11 protein-coding genes are annotated in these 12,602 nt (G+C 72.1%); 6 read left to right on the plus strand and 5 right to left on the minus strand.

Annotated features, from left to right (window positions below; all coding sequences use genetic code 11):
- Positions 1-158 precede the first annotated feature (158 nt).
- Together ACFUJR_RS17880 and ACFUJR_RS17885 are read right to left on the minus strand one after the other, a co-directional pair.
- Positions 159-926, minus strand: coding sequence for a hypothetical protein (locus ACFUJR_RS17880; protein ID WP_383173551.1), 768 nt, complete (start codon positions 924-926; stop codon positions 159-161).
- Positions 927-1,022: 96 nt separating this feature from the next.
- Positions 1,023-1,790, minus strand: a complete 768-nt coding sequence (locus ACFUJR_RS17885) for a DUF4352 domain-containing protein (protein WP_383173547.1) — start codon at positions 1,788-1,790, stop codon at positions 1,023-1,025.
- 224 nt (positions 1,791-2,014) lie between these two features.
- Here ACFUJR_RS17885 and ACFUJR_RS17890 point away from each other — a divergent pair, with 224 nt between their 5' ends.
- The 4 genes from ACFUJR_RS17890 (at position 2,015) to ACFUJR_RS17905 (ending at position 6,931) form a co-directional block, all read left to right on the plus strand.
- Positions 2,015-4,087 carry an N-6 DNA methylase gene (locus tag ACFUJR_RS17890; RefSeq protein ID WP_383173544.1) on the plus strand — a complete coding sequence of 691 codons (2,073 nt, stop codon included), beginning with the start codon at positions 2,015-2,017 and terminating at the stop codon, positions 4,085-4,087.
- Between the two features lie 165 nt (positions 4,088-4,252).
- The gene (locus tag ACFUJR_RS17895; RefSeq protein WP_383173541.1) at positions 4,253-4,885 is read left to right on the plus strand and encodes a hypothetical protein; all 633 of its coding nucleotides are present in this window, start codon (positions 4,253-4,255) and stop codon (positions 4,883-4,885) included.
- Positions 4,882-6,402, plus strand: a complete 1,521-nt coding sequence (locus tag ACFUJR_RS17900; RefSeq protein ID WP_383173538.1) for a protein kinase — start codon at positions 4,882-4,884, stop codon at positions 6,400-6,402. Before ACFUJR_RS17895 ends, ACFUJR_RS17900 begins: the two co-directional genes overlap by 4 nt.
- 121 nt (positions 6,403-6,523) lie before the next feature.
- The gene (locus ACFUJR_RS17905; RefSeq protein WP_383173536.1) at positions 6,524-6,931 is read left to right on the plus strand and encodes a hypothetical protein; all 408 of its coding nucleotides are present in this window, start codon (positions 6,524-6,526) and stop codon (positions 6,929-6,931) included.
- A gap of 64 nt (positions 6,932-6,995) precedes the next feature.
- Here ACFUJR_RS17905 and leuE read toward each other — a convergent pair whose 3' ends face one another.
- Positions 6,996-7,655 (minus strand): leucine efflux protein LeuE, encoded by a 660-nt coding sequence (gene leuE / locus ACFUJR_RS17910; RefSeq protein WP_383173533.1) that lies wholly within the window; start codon positions 7,653-7,655, stop codon positions 6,996-6,998.
- 15 nt (positions 7,656-7,670) lie between these two features.
- Positions 7,671-7,898 carry a hypothetical protein gene (locus ACFUJR_RS17915; protein WP_383173530.1) on the minus strand — a complete coding sequence of 76 codons (228 nt, stop codon included), beginning with the start codon at positions 7,896-7,898 and terminating at the stop codon, positions 7,671-7,673.
- A gap of 264 nt (positions 7,899-8,162) precedes the next feature.
- Between ACFUJR_RS17915 and ACFUJR_RS17920 the strand changes: the two genes are divergently transcribed.
- Positions 8,163-8,972, plus strand: a complete 810-nt coding sequence (locus ACFUJR_RS17920; RefSeq protein WP_383173527.1) for a helix-turn-helix domain-containing protein — start codon at positions 8,163-8,165, stop codon at positions 8,970-8,972.
- Positions 8,973-9,025: 53 nt separating this feature from the next.
- On the opposite strand, the gene ACFUJR_RS17925 is transcribed toward ACFUJR_RS17920, so the two are convergent.
- On the minus strand, positions 9,026-11,476 hold the full coding sequence (locus tag ACFUJR_RS17925; protein WP_383173524.1) for a YfhO family protein: 2,451 nt from the start codon (positions 11,474-11,476) through the stop codon (positions 9,026-9,028).
- A 125-nt stretch (positions 11,477-11,601) separates the two neighbouring features.
- Between ACFUJR_RS17925 and ACFUJR_RS17930 the strand changes: the two genes are divergently transcribed.
- Positions 11,602-12,588 (plus strand): glycosyltransferase family 2 protein, encoded by a 987-nt coding sequence (locus ACFUJR_RS17930; protein WP_383173554.1) that lies wholly within the window; start codon positions 11,602-11,604, stop codon positions 12,586-12,588.
- The last annotated feature ends 14 nt before the right edge of the window (positions 12,589-12,602 follow it).

Raw genomic sequence — 12,602 nt, forward strand, 5'->3', positions numbered from 1 at the left:
CGCGTTGTTTCTGTCACACTTAGGGTTCTCCCACGGTGAGGCTGTCCACGGCGAGCAAAATTTGGGGTCCCCACCTACACTGTGACCAGCGCGACGGGGTGGGTACCACCCCCTTGTGTTTCCCCCCACGCCGTTGTCGGCGCCCGTGTCCGTGCGGGTCAGCCGGCCTTCTCCTCGTCGACGACGTCCTGGGCCGCCGGCGCCTTCGCCACGACGGGCTTTCCGTAGTCGCGGAACGTCATCGTCCCCGGCTCCTCGCCGCCCACCGTCACGATCTTCAGGATGTGCGGCTCGCCCTGCGTCGCCACGTAGACCGTCGTCGACTCGCCGCCGGACTTCTCCGTGAGTGTCAGCGCCTTCTTGCCGCCGACGGTCGTCTCCTTGCCCTTGACCGCGAAGTCGGTCCCCTGCTCGAAGTCGCCCAGGAGCGCCTTCAGGTCGCAGAGTTCGAGGTTGTCCTTTGCCTCCGGGTCGGTCACCGGGGTCTTCACCCAGCGGCCCTTCAGCTCCTTGAGGACGGCCTCCTGGACCTCGGCCGGCTCGCCCTTCGCCTGGGCCCGCAGGAACGCCTCGTCGAAGCGGAGGTAGACGTCCTTGTCGTCGGCCTTGACCAGCTCGGCCGTCCCCGTCGTGCCGACGGTCAGGGTGCCGGCGCACTGTCCGGCCGTGTTCATCGACAGATACGCCTTCATCGGCCCGTCGGTCGTCGTCGTGGCGAGGTCGAGTGTCAGGGAGTCGGCCTTCTTCGTCGCGGCGACGGCCTTGTCGGCGATCTCGGGTCCGGTCAGGTCCCCGAAGGGCCCGGAGGCCTTCGCCTCGCCCGAGAAGGGGCCGCAGGCGGTGGCGCTGAGCGCGACCGCGGCGCAGAGCGCGGAGACCAGTGCGGTGCGGCGGCTTCGGGGGTGGCGGGGGCGGGCGGCAGACATGGTGGGTTCTCCGGGGGTGGGGAGGCGTTCACAGGGAGTGCGAAGGGCTGAGCGGTGGGGGGCGGTGCGGGGCGGATGGCGGTGCGGGGCGGAGGGTCAGCCGACCTTCAGCTCCCACTGGGAGGCCTCGTGCTCCAGGCCGGGGCTGACCTCGACCGAGAGGTCCTTGGCGTCATTCGGGGCGTCGAAGGCGTAGACGACCGTTGACTTCCTGCCGGGCAGGATGGAGCCGCTGAAGCCGGTGCCGACCTTCTCGTCGAAGATCTGCTCGGCGGTCACACCGTCCTTGCCGGCGCGGGCGCTCAGCGTCACCAGCGCGGCGTCGAACTTCTTCTTGCCGCCGTTCGCGATGACGACCGTCACCTGGTACGCCTTGTTGCCCTCGGTGTGGCCGGCGGCGAACTCGCTGGGCTTGTACGTCGTGGCCTCCGAGACCGTGACCTTGATGTCGTCGTAGATCGCGGTGTCCCCGGCGGCGAGGCCCTTGCCCGCGTTCCCCTTGGCCGTGCTGCCGGAGGGGTCCTTCGGGGCGGACTCCCGGATGGTCTTGTCGATCTCGTTCACCGCGTCGTTCACGACGGTGAACGTGATGACCGCGCCGACCACCGAGAGGATCAGGGCGGCGAGGCCGAGGATCGCGCCGGTCGTCGTCACGCCCTTGTTGTTCGCCTCGCCGCGCTTCACGCGGCCTCTGCCCGTGAGGCCGAGGATCAGCGCGATCAGGCCGAGGATGCCGGCCAGCCAGAAGAGGAGCGGGATGAGGCCGGAGAGCGTGCCGATGATGCCGAGAACGAGGGCCGCGGTGCCGAGACCGTTGCGCGCGGCCACGTGCGGGACCTGCGGAGTCTGGGTGTCGTACGACATGGGTGTCCTCCCGGACGAGACGCGTCGATGGTTGATCGGGCCCTTCCGGACCCCCGTGGAGCGATGAATCAATAACAACAGAGGCTGTGAACCGAGTCAACACGGTTCGCAGGATTTGATTCGACTCACGCTGTGAAGGGATGGGTCTTGCGCGCGTCGGTAGGATCGGGGTCACAGCACGTGAACGCGGGGAATCGTGCGGGAAGCCAAGGGAGGCAGGCCAGGTGCCGGAGCACGCAGCAGAGGTGACCGCCGCCGGGATCGCCCGGCTCGCCGGAGTCGGACGGGCGGCGGTGAGCAACTGGCGCCGCCGCCACGCCGATTTCCCCCGGCCCGTGGGCGGCACGGAGACCAGCCCCGCCTTCGCCCTCGCCGACGTCGAGCGCTGGCTCCGCGCCCAGGGCAAACTCGCGGAGGTCCCCCTGCGCGAGCGGGTCTGGCAGCAGATCGCCGGCCATCCGGCGGGCGCCGTCACGGCCCTCGCCCAGGCCGGCTGCGTCCTGCTGCTCGTACGGGACCGCCCCACCGCCTGGCCGGCCCTCGCCGCCGTCTCCGACCGGCGACTCGCCGAGACCCTGCCGGTCGCGCTCGAGGAGGTCCTCACCGAACGCTTCGGTGTCGATCCGGCGGTCCGTACGCCCACCGCGGCCGAACTCGCCCCCGCCGTACCCCTCCTCCGCGGCGCCGCGGACCTCGCCGCCGAGACCGGTGCCCGGCAGGCCTTCGAGTTCCTGCTCGGCCGCCACCTCGACGCCAACCCGCGCCAGTACACGCTGACCCCGCCCGGACCCGCCGCCCTGATGGCCGCGCTCGCCGCCCCCGGCGCCGGCCCCGCCCCCACCGTCCTCGACCCGGCCTCCGGTACCGGCGGCCTGCTCCGCGCCGTCACCCACCCCGGCGCCCTGTACGGCCAGGACGCCGACCCCGACCTGGCCACGCTCACCGCCCTGCGCCTCGCCCTCGCCTCCGCCGCCGACATCCGCGTACGGACCGGGGACAGCCTGCGCGCCGACGCCTTCCCCCACCTGACGGCGGACACGGTGCTCTGCCACCCGCCCTTCAACGAGCGCAACTGGGGCCACGACGAACTGGCCTACGACCCCCGCTGGGAGTACGGCTTCCCGGCCCGCACGGAATCCGAACTGGCCTGGGTCCAGCACGCCCTGGCGCGGCTCCGCCCCGGCGGCACCGCCGTCCTGCTCATGCCGCCGGCCGCCGCCTCCCGGCGCTCCGGCCGCCGCATCCGCGCCGACCTCCTGCGCAGGGGTGCCCTGCGGGCCGTCGTCGCCCTGCCCGCCGGCGCGGCCCCGCCCTACGGCATCCCGCTCCACCTCTGGGTGCTGCGCAGACCCGCCCCCGGCGTCACCCCCTCACCGGAGCTGCTCGTCGTCGACACGACCGCCGACCACATCGGCGGCGCGGGCCGCGACAAGCTCGACTGGCAGGCGGTCCACACCGCCGTGCTGGACGCGTGGCTGCCCTTCGACAAGCACGGCACGGTCGCCGAGACCCCCGGCGCGAGCAGGTCCGTGCCCGTCATCGAACTCCTCGACGACGACGTCGACCTGGCACCCGCCCGCCATCTGCCGCCCCCGGCCGCGGGCGGCGGCGCCGCCGAACTCCTCGCGGTCCGCGACCGGCTGGCCGAGACCCTGGGCCACACCGTCGCACTCACTCCGCCCCCGGCCCTGCCCGCGGACACCGCCGCCGACCCGGCCGCGGCCGCCCGGCCCACCGGCGTCACCGTCGGCGAACTGGCGCGCACCGGAGCCCTCGAACTCCGCGCGGGCGGCACCGGCACCACCGCCTTCGACGGCGCCCCCCTGAGGGTCCTCACGGAGAACGACGTCTTCGCCGCCCAGCCGCCCTCCGGGGCGCTCCCCGACGGAGCCCCCGAGGAGCCCGTCGTCCTCGCCGAAGGCGACGTCGTCGTCCCCGTCCTCGGCGGCGGCTCCCTCGCCCGGGTCGTCGACGCCGCCACCGCCGGAGCGGCGCTCGGACGCAACCTCCAGCTCCTGCGCCCCGACCCGGCCGCGCTCGACCCCTGGTTCCTGGCCGGGTTCCTGCGCGGTACCGCCAACACCCGCCAGGCCAGCAGCTACGCCTCCACCGCCACCCGGCTCGACGTCCGCCGCCTCCAGCTCCCGCGCCTGCCGCTCGCCGAACAGCAGCGGTACGGGCAGCGGTTCCGGGCCCTCGCCGAGTTCGAGGACGCGCTGCGGCTCGCGGGCCGGCTCGGTGAGCAGCTGGTCCAGGGGCTGTACGACGGCCTCGCGGACGGCACGGTCGCGCCCTGAGCGGTGGCACCGTGATCGGTCCGGCAACGGTTCGGTACAACCCCGGAGCCGTTGTCCCCGTCGGTGTATACGCTCGTCTCCGCAACCGAAACGAACGCCCAGGAGCAAGGAATGTACGGCCACGGCTATGCGCCTCCGCCACCACCGCGTGCCATTCCGACGTCGGTGATCGTGCTCCGCGTGCTGTTCGCGATGCTGCCGCTGTTCAGCATCGGGTTCCTGACGTGGGGGACCATGATCCGGCTCGCCGTGGTGACCCGTCGCCCGCTCGACTGGATCCTGTGCGGAGTCTCCGCGGCCGTCATGGTCACCGGCATGGTCCTGCTGCCGGAGGACGTCGAGACGACGCAGGCGGACGTCGCCATGGCGATGATCCTGCTCAACGCGGCGGCGTTCACGGTCTACTTCCTGGTCGCCGACTTCAAGCACGACAAGGTCCGCCTCGGTCTCGTGTCCACGGCGGGCGCCTCTCCGTACAGCCCGTACGGGACGACCGTGCCGCGCCACCAGGCCGGTCACGTCCCCCCGGCGCGGCCCCAGCCCCAGCCCCAGTCCCAGCCCCAGTCCCAGTCCCAGCCCCAGCCCCAGTCCCAGCCCCAGCCCCAGTCCCAGCCCCAGTCCCAGCCCCAGCCCCAGCCCCAGCACTACCCCCGGCCCCTGCAGCAGCCGCAGCAACCGCAGCACCAGCCCGTGGTCCCGCCCCACCCCGCCACCCCGCCCTCCAACCCCCGGATCGACCAGGTCCGCGCCGAGCTGGACGAGCTCAGCGACCTCCTCCGTAAGGACGAGGGGAAGTGAACGGACGCGTCATCGGCGGACGGTACGAACTGTCCACCGTCGTCGGTCAGGGCGGCATGGGCCAGGTCTGGACGGCGTACGACGGACGGCTCGACCGCCGCGTCGCCGTCAAGCTGCTCCGCCCCGCCACCATGACCGGCCCCGCCACCGCCGCCGAGGAGCTCCGGCGCCGCTTCGTCCGCGAGTGCCGGGTCACGGCCCAGGTCGACCACCCCGGCCTGGTCACCGTCCACGACGCGGGCAGCGACGGGGACGACCTCTACCTCGTGATGCAGTACGTCGACGGCGCGGACCTCGCCGACCACCTCGCCGAGCACGACCCGTACCCCTGGGAGTGGACCGTCTCCGTCGCCGCCCAGCTGTGCGCGGTGCTCGCCGCCGTGCACGCGGTGCCGATCGTCCACCGCGACCTCAAGCCGCGGAACGTGATGGTGCGTCCGGACGGCACGGTCACCGTCCTGGACCTCGGCGTGGCCTCCGTCCTGGACACCGACACCACCCGTCTCACCCACACCGGCTCGCCGATCGGCAGCCCGGCCTACATGGCGCCCGAGCAGGCCATGGGCGGCGCCGTCGGCCCGTACACCGATCTGTACGCGCTCGGCGTCCTGATGCACGAACTCCTCAGCGGAAACGTCCCGTTCGCCGGGTCGACCGCGCTCGGCGTGCTCCACCGCCATCTGTACGAGCCGCCGCTGCCGGTACGCCAGCTGCGCCCCGAGGTGCCGGAGGCCCTGGAGGCGCTCGTGCTGCGGCTGCTCACCAAGGACCCGCAGCACCGCCCGGCAGGGGCGCACGAGGTGTACGAGGCGCTGCTGCCGCTGCTTCCTGCGCGCGGTGCCCCGGCCGGGCCGCTCGACCCGACCCGCCCCTTCCTGCGCCCGCACGCGCCCTGGCCCGACCGCGCCTCCGCCCCCGCCCCGTCGGTGGCCCCTCCGGTCCCGCCGCCGGTCGCCCGCCCGGACGTGGCCGCCACGGTCGACGAGGTCAAGCGGCTGCTCGGCGAGGGCTCCCTGACGCGGGCCGTCGACCTCCTCGGCTCCATCCTGCCCGCGGCCGCCGCGGAGCACGGCGAACACTCGCCCGTCGTCCGCATCCTGCGCAAGCAGTACGCGACGACGCTCATGGACGACGGCCAGTACCGCCGCGCCCTGCCGGAGCTGCGTCGGCTCGCGGAGGACCGCGCGGCGGAGTCCGGCCCGGCCGACCCGCAGACCCTGCAGTTCCGCTACGAGGCGGCGCAGTGTCTCGAGCACCTGGGGGAGACGGCCGCGGCGCTGACGGAGTACCGCGCCCTGCTGCCGTTCGTCGAGCACGGCACGGACCAGAGCCGGTTCTTCGACATCCGCCGCCGGATCGGCAACCTCCTCCTGGCGATGGGCGACCACACGGCGGCCCACCAGCAGCTCCAGGCGCTCCTGTACGACACGGAACGGGCGTACGGCCCGTATCACGCGCTCCCGACCGACCTGCGCCGCGCGTTGGCGCGCCAGCAGCAGATGGGCCGCCTCGCCTGACGGGGCGCCAGAGTCACGAGTCCGCAACTGATGAAGAAGTGGATCTTCTAGGTCCGCTTTGCCCTTTCCATGAGATGTAGCGTTCGCGTCTGATCATGTTCACGTCCCCAAGGAAGACCTCATGACGACGCAGCCGCCCGCCTCCCCCGAGCAGCCCCTCCCCCCTGCCGAGCAGCCCCTCGCGCCCGCCGAGCCGGCGAAGAAGAAGCGCAGCATAGGCAAGACGATCCTGAGCATCGTCGTGGCGTTCGCCGCGATCCTGTTCTGGAAGCTCGGCCTCCCGTACCTCACGGGTGAGGCGCCCGTCTCCGCCAAGGTCGGCGAGTGCGTGACCGTGACCGGTTCCGACACCGACCCCGAGGTCGAGAGCAAGCCGTGCGGCGAGAAGGTGCCCGACCTCTACAAGGTCGTGAAGGTCATCGACGACACCTTCGACGTGGAGAAGTGCGGCGACGTGAGCGAGGTCGCGCTCGCGCAGCAGCTGGAGTCGTACAAGTTCGTCCTCTGCCTGAACCCCGTCAAGAACTGACGCGGCACGCGCACGACGCGCACGGAGGGGTCGGACCCGGCTGGGGTCCGGCCCCTCCGGTGTGTCAGCCGTCGGTGGTCGCGAGCTTGGCCGCGAACCCGAGGAACAGCGCTCCGGCGCCGCTCGTCAGTCCGGCGGACAGCCGCCTGCGGCGACGGAACTGTGCGGAGAGGTAGGTGCCACCGAGGATGAGTGCGGTCACATAGCTCACGCTGATGACCTGGTAGATCGCGGCGAGCAGGGTGAAGGACAGGGCGGGATGCGGGTACGCCGGGTCCACGAACTGCACGAAGAAGGAGATGAAGAAGAGGATCGCCTTCGGGTTGAGCAGGGTGATCACGAGCGAGCGCCGGAACGGCCGCTCCTCTCCGCCCCCGCCCTCGCCCGCGTCCGCTCCCGCGGCCTCCGCCGACTGGTTGCGGCGGCGCCACATCCCCCAGGCCGCGCGGATCATCCCGAGCGCGATCCAGGCGAGGTAGCCGGCTCCGGCGTACTTGACGACCGAGAAGACGACCGCGTTGGTACGCAGCAGCGAGGCGAGCCCCGCCGCGGTACCGAGCATCAGCAGCGCCTCTCCCACGAAGACACCGGTCGCGGCGCGGTATCCGGTCCGCACGCCCCGGCGGGCGGCGACGGACAGCGTGTACAGCGAACTGGGCCCCGGCAGAAGAATGATGAGGAGGGTCCCCAGGGCGTAGGTGGAGAGGTTGGTGACTCCCAGCATCGACATCTCCTTTCGTCAGGGCCGCCGCGGAGGCTCCCCGGCGTCGTCGCCGGTGCGCATGTTGTTCGCGGTGACGAGTTCGTCCACGTCCGCGATCCTACGCAGCGCGTACTTCTCGGTGAGGTGCATGACGTTCTCGGCCCGGGCGGCGGCGAGTTCGTCGATGTCGTCCGGGCTCGGCCGACATCCCGCTGCCGGATCGTGGCCGGACGTGGTGCGGTGAGGCGCGGGATCAAAGACCAAAGAACCGGGGGAAGTACCCTCCCCACCCCTCCAGCCTCCCCAGGACGCCCCCGTCACCCACACGAGCGAACTGTGCCAACTGGGCTGGATTTGGTGCGGGTTGCCTGGCATATGCTCTCGGCGACCCAACTGAAAACAGTTCGGCCCCCGGCCGGGACTCGCAATCCCGATCGAGGGCCTGACCAACGAGGAAGAAGCAGCTTCCCGATGGATACCCAGCACCTTAGCGCGCCCGCACCTCGCGGGGGCGTCATCCACGTCAAGGTGAAGCACACCAGTCGCTTCACCGTGATCGGCAACCACCTCGCCCAGCACGAGGAGCTCTCGCTGCTCGCGATCGGTCTCGCCGTTCACATCCAGTCGCTCCCAGCCGGTACCTGCATCTCGATCAGGTCGCTCGCGGAGCGCTTCCCGGAGGGCGAGATCCGTATCGCCGCCGCGCTGCGGGATCTGGAGACGTACGGCTATCTCGCCAGGACCCTTGAGCGGCTGCCGGGCGGACGGATGGCCACGCGCACGGTCTCGTACAACCGCCCTGGGGTGACCGAGCCGAACTCGGAGGACCCGAACCCGCAGGCCCCGGAGCCCGAGCCGGACCCGGACCCCGAACCGGATCCGCAGCCCGAGCCGGACCCGGGACCTCCGTCGAACCCGAAGCCCGCCCCCGCCGCCGCCTCCCCCCGTACCCCCGCCCCCGCGCCACCGGTCGGCCTGCCCGAGGGCCCGGCCGCAACCCTGCTCCTCGGCTTGCGGGCCCAGGACCACCGCCTGCTCCTCTCGGTACGGGACATCCAGCGCCTGGCTCCCGGAGTCACCGCCTGGTTGGACCGAGGCGCTCACTCCGACGCCATCCGCCGCACACTCACGGCGGACCTCCCGGCCGACCTGACGCACCCGGCGGGCCTCCTGTCCTACCGCCTGACGGCCCTGCTCCCGCCCCCGGTCCCGGCGGAACCCGTGATCCCGGCCCCGCACCCCTTTCAGACCTGTGAGGACTGTGACCTCGCCTTCCGCGCCCCGGAGCCAGGCCGCTGCCGCCCATGTCTCTCATCGCCGAAGGAGCGTGCCGCATGACCGACCGCCGCCACTTCGGAGCCGTCCGCCCCGCGCACGCAGGGGGGTTCACGCTACTGCCCTGATGCTCCCAGCGCCCCGGCTTTGATACCGCCGACGAAGGCGGCCCAGGCGGGGGCCTCGAAGACGAGTGCGTCCGCCCGGACGGCGGCTTCTGGTGGGAGCTCCGGGGGGAGGCGTCGGCCGTGCCGTCGCGACCACCACACCCACACGCCCAGCAGCACCGCCGCGACCGCCCCCACGCCGAGGCCCGCGCGCAGGCCCGGCGGGCGGAAGTCGCAGCTCACCGACGTCCGTCCGTCGAGAGCCACGGCCACCAGGCCGCCGTACGAGGCCGCCGGGCGGCCCTCGCAGGTCCAGCCCGCGATCCTCGGGGCCGCGATCAGCGCCGTGCCCTTCGTCCCCGGCGGAAGCTCCGCGCGGATGCCGCTGTCGGTGACGTCGACCGAGGTCGCCGCCTTCGCGCGCAGCCGCTCCACCGCCGCCGCCAGCCGCCCCCGGTCCAGGCAGCCGACCTCGTGGCCACCGCCGCGTTCGCCCTTCAGGCCGACGACCTCGCCCGCCGTCTCCTGGACACCCAGTGAGGTCAGCGCGGCCCGCCACTTCGGCAGCTCACCGCTCAGCGTCACCGGCGTGCCGCCCGCGCCGAGCCTGGCGGTCCCCCGGAAGTCGGGAGCCCAGAGGAAGACTTCGCTGCCGACCGGGCAGGCCGCCTTCCCGGGCAGGCCGTACACGGACGCGCCGAGCAGCATCTCCTGGTTGCGGAACGCAGAGGTCCCGTACCGTGGCACGGCCGCCCCCTCCGGACGTACCGTCACCAGCGGCAGTACCGCATCCGTCCGTACCACCCGGTCGCCCCGCCACCGCGCGCCGACGCCGAACAGCGCGTCCGTCACCGGGTTGTCCAGGCTCTGCAGATTGCGCCCCCGCGAGGTCCAGCCGCCGCCGAGCGCGGCCAGCGTCTCCGTCAGCACCGCGGGCGTGTGGCTGCTGTAGTACGCGGCGCCCTGGCCGCCGAAGAGCATCGGCTCGTTGCCGGTGATCTGCTCGCGGCCGGAGTCGGTGCGGTACGCGGGCCAGCCGTCGGCCCGGGCGAGCGCCTCCGTCCGCTTGCGCTGCTCCGCACCCCACGCCGGATAGTCGTCGAGCCGGCCGAGCCGTTCCCGGTCCGCGTAGGCCGTGGTCGCGGCCGCCTGTCCGACGAGCGCCGCGGCCAGCAGCGCCGCCGCCACGACCGGGACCTTCCCCCGCGCGGCCAGCCACAGGCCCCCGCAGGCCCCCGCCAGACCGAGGGCGAACAGCGGGTACGACCAGCCGGTCACCAGCTCGCTGGAGACCGCGCCGACCCCGACCGCCGCCACCACGCCGACCCCGCCGAGCAGCGCGCGACGCCCGGGCCAGCCGTACGAGAGGACGGTCCAGGCGACGAGGACCAGGACGCCGGAGAAGACGAACGTCTGCCGGTACGGGCTGCCGTTCGGAGTCGCGAAGACGTGCCACACCAGATGCGTCGGCCCCCACTGCAGCGACACCCCGACCGCGACCACGAACCCGGCCCACAGCCACCGCTCCCGGCGCGGCACCTTCCGGTGGAAGAGCAGCGCCCCGGCGAGCAGCAGGGTCCCGGTGCCCAGGAACGCGGCGGGGGTGTAGAAGCCGTACGTCGCCGGCAGCAGCCGCGCGAGGAAGTCCGGCCCGCCGGCCGGCCGGAAGGCGTTCGTCCAGCCCGGGTACGCGTGTGTGGAGCCGAGGAACACCGGCACGAGGACCGGTGCGGCGAGCCCGATCCCGAGCAGCACGGTCGCCGTCCCCCGTACCACCACGCGGACGCGCAGCTCGCGCGCCGCCGCCAGCCGGACCAGGAGCACGAGCGCGGCCCCGATGGTCGCCATGTACGCGGTGTAGAAGTTGCCCACCCAGCAGAGTGCGACGACCAGCGGACCGAGCAGTGGCCGGCGGCCCTGCCGTGCCCACTCGCCGACCAGGACCAGCAGCGGGAAGGCGATGAGACCGTCGAGCCACATCGGGTTGTACGTGGCCTCGATGACCGACCAGCCGCACAGCCCGTACGACGCGCCCAGCACCGCCGCCGCCCACCAGGGGCCGGGCCGCAGCCGCAGCAGCGTCACGGTCGTGGCGGCCGAGGCGGCCGCCATCTTCAGGAGCGTGACGGCGTAGACCGCGAACTCGATCTCGTCGCGCGGGAAGAGCGCCACGAGGAGGGCGAACGGGCTGCCCAGGTAGGTCCCGAGGTCGGGCAGGAAGCTGGTGCCCCAGCCGGACTGCCAGTTGAGGAGCAGCCCGCCGTCCCCCCGCCCGTGCAGCAGGTCCCACAGGTGGGCGTGGTACGGGACGAACTGGTTGGCCAGGTCGTTGACGCTCCGGTGCTCCGGACCGAAGGGGAAGGTGCGGGCGACCGCGTCTCCCGCGCAGACGGCGAGGACGGTGAGGAGCGAGGCGAGGCCGGCGGACCGGCCCCCGGCCGGTCTGGTCTGAGCAGGCATGATGGTGTGAATATGCCATTACGGAACACGAAATGGTGATCGGGCCGGGCCAGTTCACCGAATGGTCGTCTGGCGGTCATGTTTCGAATCGGCCGGAGACATCCACGTGGGCTGTCGTGTCCTTCGTGCTGCTCTCGATCGTGGTCCCGTGTTTCAACGAAGAGGAGATCATCGGTCGCTTCCACGACCATGTGACCGCAGAATTCTCCGCTTTCGACGGAGAATTCGAGCTGGTCTACGTGGACGACGGAAGCCATGACCGGACTCTCCCTCTCCTGGAGGAGATCGCCGCCTCCGACCCCCGCGCCCGTTACGTCTCCTTCAGCCGGAACTTCGGCAAGGAGGCCGCGATGCTGGCCGGCCTCCAGCACGCGGAGGGCGACGCGGTCGTCATCATGGACGCCGACCTCCAGCATCCGCCGGAGCTCGTGCACCGCATGGTGGCCCTGCACCGCGAGGGGTACGACCAGGTCATCGCGCGGCGCACCCGCAAGGGCGACCGGGTCACCCGCACCATGACCGCGCGCCTCTACTACCGGGCGATCAACCGGCTGGTGGACGTCGAGCTGGTGGACGGCGTCGGCGACTTCCGGCTGCTCTCGCGCCGTACCGTCGACGCGATCCTCGGACTCACCGAGTACAACCGCTTCTCCAAGGGTCTTTTCGCCTGGGTCGGATTCCGCACCACGACATTCGAGTACGAGAATGCGGTGCGTGAGCAGGGCCGCTCGAAATGGACCTTCGGAAAGCTGCTCAACTACGGGCTCGACGGGCTGCTCTCCTTCAAAAACAAGCCGCTGCGGGCCGCCGTCTACCTGGGGATGATCCTGGTCTCGGTGGCGCTCGCGTACGCGGCCTGGATCGTCGGGGACGCGCTGGTGAACGGCGTGGACACCCCCGGATACGTCACGCTGCTCGTCATCGTCACGGCGCTCGCCGGCGTCCAGATGGTGATGCTCGGTCTCGTCGGCGAGTACGTCGGACGCATCTACTACGAGGTGAAGCGGCGGCCGCACTTCCTGGTGAAGGCCACGAACGCCGATCTTCCGCGGCCCGGGACCGACACCAGCCGAACCGTTCCGTCGTTGGTCGAGACAGTCACGACGAAGTAGTGGCCGCGAAGTAG

Source organism: Streptomyces sp. NPDC057271 (genome assembly GCF_042668715.1).
In the GTDB taxonomy this organism is placed as follows: Bacteria; Actinomycetota; Actinomycetes; order Streptomycetales; family Streptomycetaceae; genus Streptomyces.